Below are 15,158 nucleotides of genomic sequence, written 5' to 3' on the forward strand. Positions count from 1 at the left end.
CGTCACACGCGACGTTCGCGCAGCCTGAGCAGGGAGTTGGTGGCGCTGGACAGGACGACCACGGTCACCAGGAGCAGTACCGACAGCGCGACGCCGAGGGCGAACTTCCCGCCGCCGAAGATGTTCCGGTACACCAGCAGGGTCAGGGTGTCGGTGGCGCCGGCCGGGCCTCCGTTGGTCAGGACGAGCGGGAACTCGAAGACCTTCAGCGAGCCGATCAGGCTGAGGGTGACGTTGACGGTGAGGGCGGGGGCGAGCAGCGGCCACTCGATGCTGCGGAACCGCCGCCAGCCGCGGGCGCCGTCCAGCGCGGCCGCCTCCAGCAGTTCGGCCGGCATGCTCATGTAGCTGGCGAGGAAGATCGCGCAGGAGTAGCCGGTGAACATCCAGATGTTGACGGCGGCCACCGCGTACAGCGCGGTGTGCGGGTCGCCCAGCCAGACATGCCGGAGGCTGCCCAGCCCGACCGCGTCGAGCAGGCCGTTCAGCCCGCCGCCGGGTGCGAGCAGGTACGACCAGATGAAGGCGGCCATCACCGGGGAGATCAGGGTCGGTGTCAGCAGGACGACGTTGAGCGCCTGACGGACCCGGGGCCGGCGGAACAGCATGGACGCGAAGAGCAGCCCGAGGCCGTTCTGTACGACGACGACCACCGCGGCGTAGAGCACGGTGTGCCACAGGGCCGCCGAGACGGCGGGGTCGTCCGCCATGGCCCGGTACTGCTGGAGCCCGACGAAGTGGGCGACCGGGCCGCCGAGGCTGTCCGTGAAACTCAGGTACAGGCCCCGGACCAGCGGATACAGCATGAAGACGCTGTACACGGCGATCGCCGGGAGCAGGAAGGCGGCCATGGTGGCGCGCCGGCGGTGGAACACGGGGATCGATCCTCCTTGGCCGGGGGCCGCGGTGGGGCGGGCGACAGGGGCGGGGAAGCGGCCGCACCCGCACCGCGGCGGTCCCGGGACGGGACGGGGCGGCCGGTCTACTTGGCGGAGGCCGCCGTCTGGATGTCCTTGAGGGTCTGCGCCTCGGAGGCCTGGCCCAGCAGGTAGGCCTGGATCTTGGAGCCGACGGCGGTCTCGGCGGTGGCGCCGTACCAGGAGTTGGACGGCAGCACCCGGTAACGGCCGTCGTTGAAGGCGGCGTTGAAGGTCTTGGTCTCCGTGGCGTCCGGGGTCGTACCGCCGGTGAAGGGCGACTCGGCGTGTTCGGCATCCAGGTACTTGGCGAGGTTCTCGCTCTGCGACCAGAAGTCCACATACTCCTTGGCCGCGTCGGCGTGCTGCGACTGGGAGTTGACGCCCCACATGGTGCCGGAGAAGAGCATCGCGTTGGGCTCGGTGCCGGCCGCGCCGGCCGGCCAGGGGGCGAACTGGACCGGGAAGCCGGCCTTGGCGACGTTGGAGACCTGCCAGGCGCCCTGGTACCAGAAGGCGCTCTTGCCTGCGCTGAAGTCCTGCGGACCCTGCGACCACTCGTCGACGCCGAGCTCGTTCTTCCAGCTGACATAACCCTTGTCCGCAAGGGTCTTGAGCTGCTCCAGCGAGGACTTCCAGTCGGTGCCGAAGGAGGTCTTGCCGGCCAGGAAGTCGGCGTCCCACTGCTTGTTCTTCTGGTAGACGAGCGTGGAGCCGATCGCCTGGAAGGTGGAGCTGCCGGTCCAGCCGGACTTGTCGGGCAGCGCGATCGGGGTGATGCCGGCCTTCTTCACCTTGGCGAGGTCGGCGAGGAACGTCGGCCAGTCCGACGGGACTTCGGTGATGCCGGCCTTCTTCAGCAGGTCCATGTTGGCGTACAGGCCGATGCCGATCAGCTCCATCGGCATGGCCAGGACCTTGCCGTCGCTGGTGGCGAAGGGCTTGGCGGCGTCGGAGATGCTGCTCGCCCAGGACTCCTTGGAGAGGTCGGCGAGGTAGCCGGAGGCGCCCCACTTGTTCATCTTGTCCGTGTCGACCATGATCACGTCGCCGGCCTTGCCGCCCAGCAGCTCGGGCTGGAGCTTCTGGGTGTAGGTGTCGTTCGCGGTGATGTACTCGAAGTCGACCTTGATGTCGGGGTGGGCCTTCTCGAAGGCCTTGTTGATCTCCGCGACGTTCGCGGGCTCCGCGCCGCCGCCCTTCCAGGCCTCGACCTTGATGTGCACCTTGCCGTCCGCGGAGGACGAGCCGGAGCCACCGCCGCAGGCGGCGAGCGTGGTCGCCAGGGCGGCGACCGTGGTGGCGACTGCGAGCAGTCTCCCGGAGCGCTTCATTGCACACCTCACCCATTCGTCGGCACAGGCCGACATCTCGTTGTTGATTGCGGGACGACCAGACCCTGGTCGATATTCGATATGTCGAACCAGGTCTGGGATTACGAACACAGTGGGGGGAAGCGGGGGGAGCAGGAGAGGGGGACGTCGGACGGGTCGGACCGGTCGGGGTTGTGCACGGTCCGGAGGGTCGAGCCGGTCGGGGTTTCGAACCGGTCGCCGATGGCGAGTTTCAGCCCTGCCGTTTCGGTAGGTTCTGCATGGATATATCACTGATATCCACTTGAGGAAACCGGTTGACCAAGACTTCGGCGAACGCTAGGTTGCGGCGCCAGAAGGTGTCAAGAGGCCAAACACAACCGACCACTTGGAGGAACCGCAGTGCCCGATCAGCCAGTACGGGCCAGGCTGGTGGATGTCGCCAGGGAGGCCGGCGTCTCCAAGGCGACCGTGTCCAAGGTGCTCAACGGACGGCAGGACCTGTCCGTCCGCCCCGAGACCAGAGCGCGCATCCACGAGGTGGCCGAGGCCCTCGGCTACCGCCCGCACTCCGGTGCCCGCGCCCTGGCCGGCGCGAGCACCCACGCCCTGGCCCTGCTGGTGCCGTCCCTCGGCAACCCGACCTACGTCACCATCTCCCGCGGCGCCTACCAGCGCGCCCGTGAGCTGGGCTATCTCTCCCTGCTCGCCGAGGACTTCGACGGGCAGGAGGCCGACGAGACCTTCAACGACCTGGTCAAGGAAGGCCGCGTGGACGGGCTGCTGATCGCCTCCGCCCGCCCCGGCCATCCGCTCCTGGAGACGCTGCGCCGCAGCCCCGTCCCGCACGTGTTCCTCAACCGCGCGGTCGAGGGCTCGGGGCGCAACGTCACCATGGACGTGGCCCGTTCCAGCGTCACCGCGCTCGACCACCTGCACGAGCTCGGCCATCGCGTGGTGGGCCACATCTCGGGGCCGGCCGGCATCACGCCCAGCGAGGACCGCAGGCAGGCGTTCCTGGACCGCGCCGGTGAGCTGGGACTGCTCGCCGCGCCGGTGGCCTCCGGTGACTTCACCGAGGAGGGCGGCGCGCTGGCCGCCCGGGCCCTGCTCGCCCCCACCGACACCCGGCCTCGGGTCACCGCGCTGTACACCAGCTCGCTGGCCCAGGCGATCGGCGCGCTGCACGCGATCGGCGAACTCGGCCTGCGGGTACCGCAGGACGTCTCCCTGGTCGGCAACGACGACCTGCCGGTCGCCGGCTACCTCACCCCACCGCTCACCACGGTCGCGATGCCCCTGTACGACCTGGGCACCGCCGCCGTCGACGCCCTGGTCGCCGAGATCGAGGGCAAGTCCCCCGGGGACGTGGTCGTCCCCACCGAGCCGCGGCTGGTCCGCCGCGGCTCCACCGCTCCCCCGGCCGAACCGGGCGGAAGACCCGACTGACGCACCTAACGGGATGACCGAGCCGCCGGTCGCACCGAGAGGAACCCCATGAGCCGCACCGTCTCCACCCGCTTCGCCGGGCGCACCGCCCTGCTCACCGCCGCCGCCTCCGGCATCGGCGCCGCCACCGCCCACCGGCTGGCCGGTGAGGGCGCGGCCGTCCTGGTCACCGACGTGAACGAGGAGGGCGCCGCCCGGGTCGCCGAGGAGGTCCGCGCCAAGGGCGGCGACGCCCGCCACCGCGCCCTCGACGTGACCGACCCCGACGCCTGGCCGCACGCGGTCCGGGCGGCCGAGCAGTGGACCGGCCGCCTGGACCTCCTCCACCTCAACGCCGGCCGCAACCTGCCCGGCGCGATCCACGAACTCGACGACGCCTCCTGGCACAGCCATCTCCGCCTCGCCCTCGACTCGGTCTTCTACGGCTGCCGCGCGGCCGTGCCCCTGCTCTCCGCCTCCCACGGCGCGATCGTCGTCACCTCGTCGGTCCACGCGGTCCTCGGCTTCAGCGGCTTCCCCGCCTACGCGGCCGCCAAGGGCGGAGTCACCGCGCTGGTACGGCAGCTGGCGGTGGAGTACGGCGGCCGGATCCGCGTCAACGCGGTCGTCCCCGGGGCCGTCGACACCGGCCTGTGGGTGAACGCCCCGGCCGACTACCGCGCCCAGACCGCCGCCCGCACCCCCGTCGGCCGCATCGGCGAACCCGAGGACATCGCCGCCGCCGTCGCCTTCCTCGGCTCCGCGGACGCGGCCTTCATCACCGGCCAGAACCTGGTGGTGGACGGCGGCCGCAGCATCAGCGCCCACGAGTAACGCGCAGCTCTCCCCTTCCTCGTACGTCACCGCCCCGGGCCGTCGTGCCCGCGGACCCGGAGGTCCCGCACCATGAAAATCACCGGATACGAGCTGTTCTTCGTCGAGCCGCGCTGGCTGTTCCTGCGCGTCGACACCGACGAGGGCATCTCCGGCTGGGGGGAACCCATCGTCGAGGGCAAGGCACACACCACCGCCAAGGCCGTCGAGGAGATGTTCGACCACCTCCTCGGCCAGGACCCGGCCCGTATCGAGGAGCACTGGCAGACGCTCGCCAAGGGCGGCTTCTACCGGGGCGGCCCGGTGCTCAGCAGCGCCCTCGCCGGCATCGACCAGGCCCTGTGGGACATCGCCGGCAAGACCCACGGCGTCCCCGTGCACCAGCTCCTCGGCGGCCACGTCCGCGACCGCGTCCGCATCTACGGATGGCTGTACGGCGAGACGCCCGAGGAACTCGCCGAGTCGGCGGCGGACCAGGTGGCCAAGGGCCTGACCGCCGTGAAGATGAACCCCTGCGCACAGCTGGAACCGCTGGCCACGCCGGCCGCGATCGCCGCGATCGTGGACCGGGTGACGGCGGTCCGCGAGGCGATCGGCCCCGACCGGGACCTGGCGCTGGACTTCCACGGCCGCTTCAGCGGAGCGATGTCGCGGCGGGTCCTTCCCTACCTGGAGCCTCTGCTGCCGATGTTCGTGGAGGAGCCGGTGCTGCCGGAGTTCACGCGCGACCTCGGCGAGGTCGTCCGTGCCACGTCCATCCCCATCGCCACGGGCGAACGCCTCTTCTCCCGCTGGGACTTCCGTGACGTCCTCGGCGACGGGATCGCGGTGGCCCAGCCCGACATCAGCCACGCGGGCGGCATCTCGGAGACCCGCAGGATCGCTGCGCTGGCGGAGACCTACGACGTCCTCGTCGCCCCGCACTGCCCCCTCGGCCCCATCGCCCTCGCCGCGAGCCTCCAACTCGACTTCGCCGTCCCGAACTTCCTGATCCAGGAACAGTCACTGGGCATCGGGTACGGCGACAGCAGCGGGTTGCTGGGGTACCTGGCCGACACCTCGCCCTTCGAGGTGAAGGACGGCTACATCGACCGGCTCACCGGGCCGGGCCTCGGCATCGAGATCGACGAGGCCGTCGTCCGGGAGGCGGCGGAGAAGGGCCACCGCTGGCGCAACCCGGTATGGCGGAACAGGGACGGTTCGCTGGCGTCCTGGTAGCGACGGTAGCGGCTCGGCTGCGGGCCGGTGGGGGTTGCTCGCGCCCCTATGAGGTGGGACCAGTCGACCCACCTTCTTGGGGGCGCGGGGAACTGCGCGACAAGCCACAGCGCACCCGCAGCCGAGAACGCTCCCGCACCCCACAGATTCCGGACGGGCCCGCGGCAACGGACCCGCCCGGCTTTCGGAGGACACTCACTCTCACCAAGGAGCGTCGCAATGAAGCGTCGCAGATCAACCTCGAGTACGGCCAGTCGAACAGCCCGCGTGCTGACTCTTCTGGCCACCCTGGCCGGCGCCCTGCTCGTCCCGGCCACCGCCGCGCACGCGGCCGGCACCGCCTACTACGTCGACTGCTCGGCATCCAGCAACGGCACCGGCACCCAGGCCAGCCCCTGGAACGCGGTCGGCAGCGTCAACGGCACCACCTTCGCCGCAGGCGACAGCATCCTGTTCAAGGCCGGCACCACCTGCACCGGCCAGCTCTCCCCCGGCGGCTCGGGAGCCTCGGGCAGCAACATCTCGATCAGCTCCTACGGCTCCGGCGCCAAGCCGGTCATCGACGCGGCCGGTGCCACCGGCGCGGTCGTCAAGCTGCTCAACCAGCAGTACTGGGACATCGGCGGCCTGGAGCTGGTCGACAACGCCTCCTCGCCCGCCTACCGCTCCGGCGTCCTCGCCGAGAACAGCTCCGGCGGCGTCCTGCACCACATCCGCGTGCACGACATGTACATCCACAACATCGCGGGCTACGGCGGCGGCTGGTACTCCACCAACGCGGGCGTAGGCGTCCAGACCGACCACACCACCCCGGTCTCCACCTGGGACGACGTCGTCGTCGAGAACAACACCTTCGACCACGTCGACCGGATCGCCGTCGCCGTCACCCCGGACGGGGACGGCCAGGGCACCGGTCTGACCACGAACACCGTCATCCGCAACAACACGATGACCTACGACGGCGCCGACGACATCCTCGTCGTGAAGAACGACGGCGCCCTGATCGACGGCAACAAGGCGGGCTACGGCGGCGCCAAGTCCACCTGCCCGCCGTCCGGCCAGTACTGCAACGGCGCCTCCGCCGGCATCTGGATGTCCGGCAGCAGCAACACCGTCGTCCAGAACAACGAGGTCTACTGCCACGTCAACGGCGCCGACGGCACCGGCTTCGACGTGGACTGGGGCAACCACAACACCACGTTCCAGTACAACTACAGCCACCAGAACCTCGGCGGCTTCCTGCTGGTGATGCCGCCCTTCACCATCGCCAACGAGCCCACCTCGACGGTGCCCAGCGACGGCACGGTGGTCCGCTACAACATCAGCGAGAACGACGGCAGCAACTCCGGCTGCCCCGCCTCCGGCACCCAGACCCACGGCGCCGGAGTCCTGCACTTCGTCGGCGGAGTCCCCAACCAGAGCGGCAGCTCGTCCGCCGTCCCGCTGTTCTACAACAACACCTTCTCCGTCCGGGACGGCCTGAGCACCCCGATCCTGTACTCCCGCTCCGGCACCTCCATCAGCGGCGCCCTGTCCTTCCAGAACAACGCCGTCTTCAACTACGGCTCCGGCAACTACTTCACCACCACCGGCACGTCGACCTACTCCAACAACCTCTTCTACGGCAACCACCCGTCCCGCGAGCCCGCCGACGCCGCGAAGGTGACCGCCGACCCCGAGTTCCGCAACCCGGGCAACGCCGGCACCTCGTCCTCGTACACCGGCAAGAACGCCTACCAGGTGCACGCGTCCTCCCCGGTGATCCGGGCCGGCACGGTGATCAGCTCCAACGGCGGCTACGACGCCTTCGGCAACGCCGTCTCCGCGACGGCCGCCCCCAACATCGGCGCCTACAACGGCACCGGCGGCAACCTGCTCTCCAACGCGGGCTTCGAGACGGGAGCGTTGAGCCCGTGGACGCAGGCCAGCGGCAACGCCTCCTCGGTGACCGCGGCCAACGCCCGCACCGGAAGCTACGCGCTCACCACCACCGCGAGCAGCAGCGGCGCCAACCAGGCCCTGACCGGCCTCAGCCCCAGCACCACCTATCTGCTGACCGGCTGGGCCAAGGTCGCCACCGCGGGTGAGACCCTCGCGATCGGCGTGAAGAACTTCGGCGGCACGGAGACCTACACCAACATCGCCACCACGTCCTACAGCCAGGCGGCGGTGCTGTTCACCACCGGGTCGTCGAGCACCACGGCCACCGTCTACTGCTGGAAGAACGCCGGCGGCAGCGGCGCGGGCTACTGCGACGACCTCGCGGTGGAGCCCCTGTCCTCCGCCACCAACGCCGTCACCAACCCCGGCTACGAGACCGGCGCCCTGACCCCCTGGGCCCAGTCGACCGGAACGGCGTCCAGCGTGGTCGCCTCCAACGCCCGCTCCGGCACCTACGCGCTGCAGACCGGGGTCAGTGCCAGCGGCGCCATCCAGACGGTGAGCGGTCTCACCGCCGGCGGTACCTACCTGCTGGCCGGCTGGGCCAAGGTGGCCACCGCAGGTGAGGAGGTCGCGGTCGGCGTGAAGAGCTTCGGCGGTACGGAGACGTACCTGCGGACCTCGACCACGTCCTACGCCCAGCAGCCGATCTTCTTCACCACGGGCGTCTCCACCACCTCCGCCGGGGTCTACTGCTACAAGAACTCCGGTTCGGCGGCCGGTTACTGCGACGACTACTCAGTGATCAAGCTGTCGTAACAGCAGCGGCGGCGAGCGGGCGGGCGGGCCGGAACACCGGCCCGCCCGCTTCCCCGTCCCCGGACGAGCTCGTCATCTCCGGAAGAGCTCGTTCAGATCCGTCTGCGAGATCTGGTGCTCGGCGTACGAGAAGGTCCCCCGCTCCGCCAGCTCCCGCGCCGCGCCCAGCAGCTGCGCGTACATCGCCCGCGCGATACTCCCGCCCACCGTGACCCGGCGCACGCCGAGTTCACGGAGGTCGGCCAGGGACAGGGCGCCGCCCGTCAGCCCCATCACCACGTTCAACGGTCCGTCGATCTCCCTGACCAGCGTGCCGATCGTCGCCGCGTCCGCCGCGCCCGGCACGAACGCGCAGTCGGCGCCCGCCGCGAGATAGGCGTTGGCCCGGCGCACCGCCTCGTCGAGCGGGCCGCCGGTGAGCAGCACGTCGGTCCGGCCGACCAGGGCGAACGGCTCGCCGGCCGCGTCGATCACCTCGCGCGCGGCGCGGATCCGGTCGGCCGCCAGCTTCGGGTCGTACAACGGCTGTGCGCGGTCGCCCGTGAAGTCCTCGATGTTGCCGCCCGCGGCTCCGGCGCCGAGCGTCATCGAGATCGTTTCGGCCACGGTCTCGGGGGACTCCCCGAACCCGTCCTCCAGGTCCGCGCTCACCGGGATCCTCACCTCCGCGGCGATGTCCCGGATCCGCTCCACCATCGTCGCGCGGTCGACCCGGCCGCCGCCGTAGTCGTGGTCCGCGCGGCCCAGCGAGAAGGCGATGCCGGCGCTGGTGGTGGCCACGGCCGGGAAACCGGCCGCTTCCAGGATCCGGGCGCTTCCCGCGTCCCACGCGTTGGGGAGCAGGAAGCAGCCTTCCCGGTGCGACTCGACGAAGCGTGCGGCCAGTTCACGGCGTTGGGTGTCCACGTCGACGAGTGTGTCAGCCGGCACTGACAATCACGCGTCAGCTGCCCCCGGTGAGGTCCAGGGCGATGTCCGTGATCATGTCCTCCTGGCCGCCGACCAGCTTGCGGCGGCCCACCTCGACCAGGATGGCGCGGGTGTCGAGGCCATGGCGCCGGGCGGCGGCCTCCGCGTGCCGCAGGAAGCTGGAGTACACGCCCGCGTAGCCGAGGGTGAGCGTCTCGCGGTCCACCCGCACCTCGCGGTCCTGCAGCGGTCGTACGACGTCGTCCGCGGCGTCCATCAGCGGGAACAGCTCGCAGCCGTGCTCCCAGCCCATCAGGTCGGCGACCGCGACGAACGCCTCCAGCGGGCAGTTGCCGGCCCCGGCGCCCTGCCCGGCGAGGGAGGCGTCGACGCGGGTGACGCCGTTCTCGACGGCGACGACCGAGTTGGCCACGCCCAGGCCGAGGTTGTGGTGGGCGTGGATGCCGAGTCCGGTGGCCGGGTCGAGGACGTCCCGGTAGGCGCGGACCCGGTCGCGGACGCCGTCCATGGTCAGGCGACCGCCGGAGTCGGTGACGTACACGCAGTGCGCGCCGTAGGACTCCATCAGCTTGGCCTGGCGGGCGAGTTCGGCGGGTTCGGCGAGGTGGGACATCATCAGGAACCCGGCCACGTCCATGCCCAGTTCCCGCGCGGCGGCGATGTGCTGGGCGGAGATGTCGGCCTCGGTGCAGTGGGTGGCGATGCGGACCGAGCGGATGCCCAGGGAGTGGGCCTGCTTGAGGTCGTGGACCGTGCCGATGCCGGGGAGGAGGAGAGTGGTCGGGATCGCCTGGTGCACGGCGCCCACGACCGCCTCGATCCACTCCCAGTCGGTGTGCGCGCCGACGCCGTAGGTGACGCTGGAGCCGGACAGGCCGTCGCCGTGGGCGACCTCGATGGCGCGGACCCCTGCGGCGTCGAGGGCGGCGGCGATGGTGCGGGCCTGGTCGACGGTGTAGCGGTGGCGGACGGCGTGCATGCCGTCCCGCAGGGTGACGTCCTGGACGTACAGACGGGGACCGGTCATCGGGACGCCACCTCCTGGGTGCGGTGGGCAGCCATGCGCTCCGCGGTGCGCAGCGCGGCCGAGGTCATGATGTCGAGGTTGCCGGCGTAGGCGGGCAGGTAGTGGGCGGCGCCCTCCACTTCGAGGAAGACGGAGACCTTCACGGCGTCGCCGGGGGCCAGGGTGCGCAGCGGGTCGTCGGCGGCCACCCGCTCGAACTGCACCTTCTGCTTGAGGCGGTAGCCGGGGACGTACGTCTGCACGCGCGCGACCATCTCCTCGACCGAGGCCGTGACCGCCGCGTCGTCGCAGTCGCCGACCAGGCAGTGCACGGTGTCCCGCATGATCAGGGGCGGTTCGGCGGGGTTGAGCACGATGATCGCCTTGCCGCGGGCCGCGCCGCCGACCTTCTCGATGGCGGACGCCGTGGTCTCGGTGAACTCGTCGATGTTGGCGCGGGTGCCGGGCCCGGCGGAGCGGGAGGAGATCGAGGCGACGATCTCGCCGTAGTGGACGGGTGTCACGGCGTTCACCGCGGCCACGACCGGGATGGTGGCCTGGCCGCCGCAGGTGACCATGTTGACGTTCGGGGCGTCCAGGTGGGCGTCGCCGTTGACGGGCGGGACCACGTACGGGCCGAGCGCGGCGGGGGTGAGGTCGACGACCGTACGGCCGCGGGCCCGCAGCACCTCGTCGTGGCGGCGGTGGGCGCCGGCGGAGGTGGCGTCGAAGACGATCGAGACGTCCTCGAACTCGTCCAGGCCGACCAGCCCGTCCACGCCCTCGTGGGTGGTGGCCACCTTCAGGCGGCGGGCGCGGGCCAGGCCGTCGGAGTCCGGGTCGATACCGGCCATGGCGGCGATCTCCAGCGACTCGGAGAGCCGCAGGATCTTGATCATCAGGTCGGTGCCGATGTTCCCGGACCCGATGACGGCGACCTTCGTGGTCATGCTGCTCCCTCGGTGGCGAAGGTGACCCCGACCGTGCCGAGGCCCTCGATACGGGCGGTGAACTCGTCGCCCTCGGCGGCGACCGCCATCGGGCCGAGCGCTCCGGTCAGGACGATGTCGCCGGCCCGCAGCGGGTCGCCGAGCCCGGCCAGGGTGGCGGCGAGCCAGCGGGCGGCGGTGAGCGGGCTGCCCAGGCAGTCGGCGCCGGTGCCCTGCGAGACGGTCTCGCCGTTCTTGGCCAGGGTCATCCGGACCCCACGCAGGTCGACCCGGTCCAGCGGGACCGGTGTGCCGCCGAGGACGAACAGGCCGCTGGAGGCGTTGTCGGCGACGGTGTCGACGATGGTGATGTCCCAGTCGGCGATCCGGCTGTCCACGATCTCCAGCGCGGGCAGCGCGAAGGCGGTGGCCCGCAGCAGGTCGGCGACGGTCGGGTCGCGGTGCGGCAGGTCGGTGGCGAGGACCAGGGCGACCTCGGCCTCGACCTTGGGCTGGAGGAGCCGGCCGGCCGCGACCTGCTCGCCCTCGGCGACCGCCATGTCCGCGAAGAGGGCCCCGAAGTCGGGCTGTCCGACCCCGAGCTGCCGCTGCACGGCGGGCGAGGTCAGCCCGATCTTGCGGCCCACCAGCCGGCGGCCCGCGGCCACGCCCCGCTCGACGTGCAGCCGCTGCACCGCGTAGGCGGTCTCGATGTCGTCCTCGGGGAGGAGGGCGCGCACAGGGGCGCAGGGGATGCCGGTGCGGGTGGCTTCGTCGAGGACGTCGGCCACCTTGGTGACGAGGTCAGGGCTCATGCCGACAGGTATAGGCGGGCGCCGGGAAACGAGGCAAAATATGTTCCGTGGTACGGAACAGCAATCAGGGAAACATGCTCGACAAGGCCGTGGCGGTCCTGGACTGCTACCGACCGAACGGCGGTGCGTTCCGTCTGACGGAACTGACCGAGCGGTCCAAGCTGCCCAAGACCACCGTGTTCCGGCTCTGCGCCGAGCTGGTCCGGCTCGGCCTGCTGGAACGGGACGCGGACACCTACCGGCTGGGCGGCGCCCTCTTCGAGCTGGGGTCGCTGGTGCCGCGCCGGCAGGATCTGCGGGAGGCCGCGCTGCCGTTCCTCCAGGACCTGTTCGAGGCCACCCACGAGACCGTGCACCTCGGGGTGCGCGAGGGCCACGAGGTGGTCTACGTCGAGCGCATCCACGGCCACGACGTGCTGCGGCTGCCGTCCCGGATCGGCGGCCGGCTCCCGCTGACCTGCACCGGGGTCGGCAAGGCCCTGCTGGCGTTCTCGGGCGCCGAGCTGGTCGAGGAGGTGCTGGCGGCGCCGCTGCCGCGGTTGACGGCCCGCTCGGTGACGGAGCCCGCGCGGCTGCGTACGGCAGTGGAGCAGGCGCAGGTCGCGGGGCTGGCGTACGAGGAGGAAGAGGCGGCGGAGGGGGTCAGCTGTATCGCGGCGCCGGTTTTCGACGGGCCGACGGCGGTGGCGGCGCTGTCGGTGGCGGTGCCGTGCGGGCGGTTTCGGCCGGCGCAGCTTGCACCTGCGGTGCGGACGGCCGCGTTGGGGTTGTCGCGGGCGTTGCGGTCGGGTCGGTGAGTTGTTCGGGTCTGGGGACGCGCCTACGGGGGTGGGGGTGTTCAGGGACGGCGGGTGCGGGTTCGTGCGTGGCTGGTCGCGCAGTTCCCCGCGCCCCTTTGGGGCGCGGCAGGCGCCGGGGTCGTAAGGTGGGCCGCGCAGCTGGTTCGCCCTGTCCGCCAGGCGGGGTGTCGTAAGAGGGAACCCGGTGTGAGTCCGGGACTGCCCCGCAGCGGTGAGTGGGAACGACCGCCGTCATACGCACTGGATCCACCGGATCCGGGAAGCGACGGCCAGTAGGTGTCTCATGCGGTTCCGAGACGCGCCCGCGAGTCCGAAGACCTGCCGACTGCCCGTGTGCGAACCACTCGTGCGCGGACATCCCGGTGACCTCGTGGGCGGGTCGGCGTGCACATCGGAGGGGCGGTCGTATACGACCGTCGCCGTCCGGTCCGTCATCCCTTCGCGCTCTCGTCCCGTCACCGGGATCTCAGGGAATCGTCTCGCGAAGGAGATCTCCGTGACAGCCAAGTCCGCAGCCGCGGCAGCCCGGGCCACCGTGTACGGCTACCCCCGCCAGGGGCCGGCCCGGGAACTGAAGAAGGCGATCGAGAGCTACTGGCAGGGCCGGGTCACCGCCGGCGCCCTGCGCGCCACCACCGCCGAACTGCGCCGCTCCACCTGGCGGCAGCTCGCCGAGGCCGGCCTCCATGAGGTGCCGACCGGCGACTTCTCGTACTACGACCACGTCCTCGACACCACCGTGATGGTCGGCGCCGTCCCCGAGCGGCACCGCGCCGCCGTCGAAGCCGATGCCCTGAACGGCTACTTCGCCATGGCCCGCGGCACCCAGGACAGCGCGCCGCTGGAGATGACGAAGTGGTTCGACACCAACTACCACTACCTGGTGCCGGAGTTGGGTCCCGACACCGTCTTCACCGCGAACTCCGCCAAGCAGGTGGACGAATTGCGGGAGGCGCTGGCCCTCGGGCTCGCGGCCCGGCCGGTGCTGGTCGGCCCGGTCACCTATCTGCTGCTCGCCAAGCCGGCGCCCGGTGTGCCCGCCGGCTTCGACCCGCTCACCCTCCTCGACCGGCTGCTCCCGGTGTACGCCGAGGTCCTCGCCGACCTGCGGGCAGCCGGCGCCGAGTGGGTGCAGCTCGACGAGCCCGCCCTGGTCCAGGACCGCACCCCGGGCGAGCTGGCCGCCGTCGCCCGCGCCTACCGCGACCTGGGCGCCCGCACCGACCGGCCGAAGCTCCTGGTCGCCTCCTACTTCGACCGGCTCGGCGAGGCCCTGCCGGTGCTGGCCAAGGCCCCGGTCGAGGGGCTCGCCCTGGACTTCACCGGGGCCGCGGCCGCCAACCTGGACGCCCTGGCCGCCGTCGGGGGGCTGCCCGGCAAGCGGCTGGTCGCCGGTGTCGTCGACGGCCGCAACGTCTGGGTCAACGACCTGCCGGCGTCCCTCACCACCCTCGGCACCCTGCTGGGCCTCGCCGGCCGGGTCGACGTCGCCGCCTCCTGCTCCCTCCTCCACGTGCCGCTGGACACGGCCGCCGAGCGGGACATCGCACCGCAGGTCCTGCGCTGGCTGGCCTTCGCGAAGCAGAAGACCGCCGAGATCGTCACCCTCGCCAAGGGGCTCGCCCACTCGCCCTGCGCGACGAGGTCGGCGACCTGGAGAGGGCGGGCACTTCGGTCATCCAGGTCGACGAGCCCGCGCTGCGCGAGACCCTGCCGCTGCGGGCCGCCGACCGGGACGGGTACCTGGCGTGGGCGACCGAGGCGTTCCGCCTGACGACCGGCGGAGTCCGTCCGGAGACCCAGATCCACACGCACATGTGCTACGCCGAGTTCGGTGACATCGTCCGGGCCATCGACGACCTCGACGCGGACGTCATCAGCCTGGAGGCGGCCCGCTCGCACATGCAGGTCGCCCGCGAACTCGCCGCGCACGGTTATCCGCGCGAGGCGGGACCCGGGGTCTACGACATCCACTCGCCCCGGGTGCCGAGCCCGGCGGAGGCCGCCGACCTGGTGCGGACCGGCCTGCGGGCCATCCCCGCCGAACAGCTCTGGGTCAACCCCGACTGCGGGCTGAAGACCCGCGGCTGGCCTGAGGTCCGGGCCTCCCTGGAGAACCTCGTCGCGGCGGCACGTTCGGTGCGCGCGGAGCTCTAGCCGGGTCCTGGTGCGGGTGCCGGACGGCGTACTGTCGTGCGCGTCCGGCACCCGCCGTCACCACCGCCGTCACCCGTCACCGCCACGACCGGACACCGCCCGACATCACCA

The 15,158-nt window shown here is 71.5% G+C and carries 11 protein-coding genes, 1 pseudogene and 1 riboswitch; of the genes and pseudogenes, 6 read left to right on the forward strand and 6 right to left on the reverse strand.

Annotation, left to right across the window (positions count from 1 at the left end; translation table 11 throughout):
- Window positions 1-2: 2 nt before the first annotated feature.
- Both ABZ887_RS35465 and ABZ887_RS35470 read right to left on the reverse strand, forming a co-directional pair.
- The gene (locus ABZ887_RS35465) at window positions 3-875 is read right to left on the reverse strand and encodes a sugar ABC transporter permease (protein WP_361298807.1); all 873 of its coding nucleotides are present in this window, start codon (window positions 873-875) and stop codon (window positions 3-5) included.
- A gap of 107 nt (window positions 876-982) precedes the next feature.
- Entirely contained in the window at window positions 983-2,251 is a 1,269-nt protein-coding gene (locus ABZ887_RS35470) for an extracellular solute-binding protein (protein ID WP_361298810.1), read from the reverse strand.
- 381 nt (window positions 2,252-2,632) lie between these two features.
- Between ABZ887_RS35470 and ABZ887_RS35475 the strand changes: the two genes are divergently transcribed.
- From ABZ887_RS35475 to ABZ887_RS35490, 4 genes are all read left to right on the forward strand, one after another.
- A complete protein-coding gene (locus tag ABZ887_RS35475) occupies window positions 2,633-3,679 on the forward strand; it encodes a LacI family DNA-binding transcriptional regulator (protein WP_361298813.1) in 1,047 nt (348 codons plus the stop codon).
- A gap of 48 nt (window positions 3,680-3,727) precedes the next feature.
- Complete coding sequence (locus tag ABZ887_RS35480; RefSeq protein ID WP_361298816.1) at window positions 3,728-4,492, forward strand: SDR family NAD(P)-dependent oxidoreductase; 765 nt, start codon at window positions 3,728-3,730, stop codon at window positions 4,490-4,492.
- 72 nt (window positions 4,493-4,564) lie between these two features.
- The gene (gene dgoD / locus ABZ887_RS35485; RefSeq protein WP_361298819.1) at window positions 4,565-5,710 is read left to right on the forward strand and encodes a galactonate dehydratase; all 1,146 of its coding nucleotides are present in this window, start codon (window positions 4,565-4,567) and stop codon (window positions 5,708-5,710) included.
- A 267-nt stretch (window positions 5,711-5,977) separates the two neighbouring features.
- Complete coding sequence (locus ABZ887_RS35490; RefSeq protein WP_361298822.1) at window positions 5,978-8,410, forward strand: carbohydrate binding domain-containing protein; 2,433 nt, start codon at window positions 5,978-5,980, stop codon at window positions 8,408-8,410.
- A 72-nt stretch (window positions 8,411-8,482) separates the two neighbouring features.
- On the opposite strand, the gene ABZ887_RS35495 is transcribed toward ABZ887_RS35490, so the two are convergent.
- From ABZ887_RS35495 to mhpD, 4 genes are read right to left on the reverse strand one after another with little or no spacing between them, the layout of a single operon-like run.
- Window positions 8,483-9,316 carry an isocitrate lyase/phosphoenolpyruvate mutase family protein gene (locus tag ABZ887_RS35495; RefSeq protein ID WP_361298825.1) on the reverse strand — a complete coding sequence of 278 codons (834 nt, stop codon included), beginning with the start codon at window positions 9,314-9,316 and terminating at the stop codon, window positions 8,483-8,485.
- Window positions 9,317-9,353: 37 nt separating this feature from the next.
- Complete coding sequence (dmpG, locus tag ABZ887_RS35500; protein WP_361298828.1) at window positions 9,354-10,367, reverse strand: 4-hydroxy-2-oxovalerate aldolase; 1,014 nt, start codon at window positions 10,365-10,367, stop codon at window positions 9,354-9,356.
- A complete protein-coding gene (locus tag ABZ887_RS35505; RefSeq protein WP_361298831.1) occupies window positions 10,364-11,296 on the reverse strand; it encodes an acetaldehyde dehydrogenase (acetylating) in 933 nt (310 codons plus the stop codon). Before ABZ887_RS35505 ends, dmpG begins: the two co-directional genes overlap by 4 nt.
- Window positions 11,293-12,090 (reverse strand): 2-keto-4-pentenoate hydratase, encoded by a 798-nt coding sequence (mhpD, locus tag ABZ887_RS35510; RefSeq protein WP_361298834.1) that lies wholly within the window; start codon window positions 12,088-12,090, stop codon window positions 11,293-11,295. Before mhpD ends, ABZ887_RS35505 begins: the two co-directional genes overlap by 4 nt.
- Window positions 12,091-12,164: 74 nt before the next feature.
- Here mhpD and ABZ887_RS35515 point away from each other — a divergent pair, with 74 nt between their 5' ends.
- Together ABZ887_RS35515 and ABZ887_RS35520 are read left to right on the forward strand one after the other, a co-directional pair.
- The gene (locus ABZ887_RS35515; RefSeq protein ID WP_361298837.1) at window positions 12,165-12,887 is read left to right on the forward strand and encodes an IclR family transcriptional regulator; all 723 of its coding nucleotides are present in this window, start codon (window positions 12,165-12,167) and stop codon (window positions 12,885-12,887) included.
- 125 nt (window positions 12,888-13,012) lie between these two features.
- A riboswitch (cobalamin riboswitch) is annotated at window positions 13,013-13,231 on the forward strand.
- Between the two features lie 155 nt (window positions 13,232-13,386).
- A pseudogene (locus tag ABZ887_RS35520) lies at window positions 13,387-15,047 on the forward strand (hypothetical protein).
- Window positions 15,048-15,158: the final 111 nt, after the last annotated feature.

Origin of the sequence: Streptomyces sp. NPDC047061, from assembly GCF_040643955.1 — a bacterium.
GTDB lineage: Bacteria > Actinomycetota > Actinomycetes > Streptomycetales > Streptomycetaceae > Streptomyces.

What these genes read in the sequence shown, in the direction of transcription:
- ABZ887_RS35470 (WP_361298810.1), bottom strand. Translation starts at nt 2,251, where the DNA reads ATGAAGCGCTCCGGGAGACTGCTCGCAGTCGCCACCACGGTCGCCGCC.
- ABZ887_RS35480 (WP_361298816.1), top strand. Translation starts at nt 3,728, where the DNA reads ATGAGCCGCACCGTCTCCACCCGCTTCGCCGGGCGCACCGCCCTGCTC.
- dgoD (WP_361298819.1), top strand. Translation starts at nt 4,565, where the DNA reads ATGAAAATCACCGGATACGAGCTGTTCTTCGTCGAGCCGCGCTGGCTG.
- dmpG (WP_361298828.1), bottom strand. Translation starts at nt 10,367, where the DNA reads ATGACCGGTCCCCGTCTGTACGTCCAGGACGTCACCCTGCGGGACGGC.
- ABZ887_RS35505 (WP_361298831.1), bottom strand. Translation starts at nt 11,296, where the DNA reads ATGACCACGAAGGTCGCCGTCATCGGGTCCGGGAACATCGGCACCGAC.
- mhpD (WP_361298834.1), bottom strand. Translation starts at nt 12,090, where the DNA reads ATGAGCCCTGACCTCGTCACCAAGGTGGCCGACGTCCTCGACGAAGCC.
- ABZ887_RS35515 (WP_361298837.1), top strand. Translation starts at nt 12,165, where the DNA reads ATGCTCGACAAGGCCGTGGCGGTCCTGGACTGCTACCGACCGAACGGC.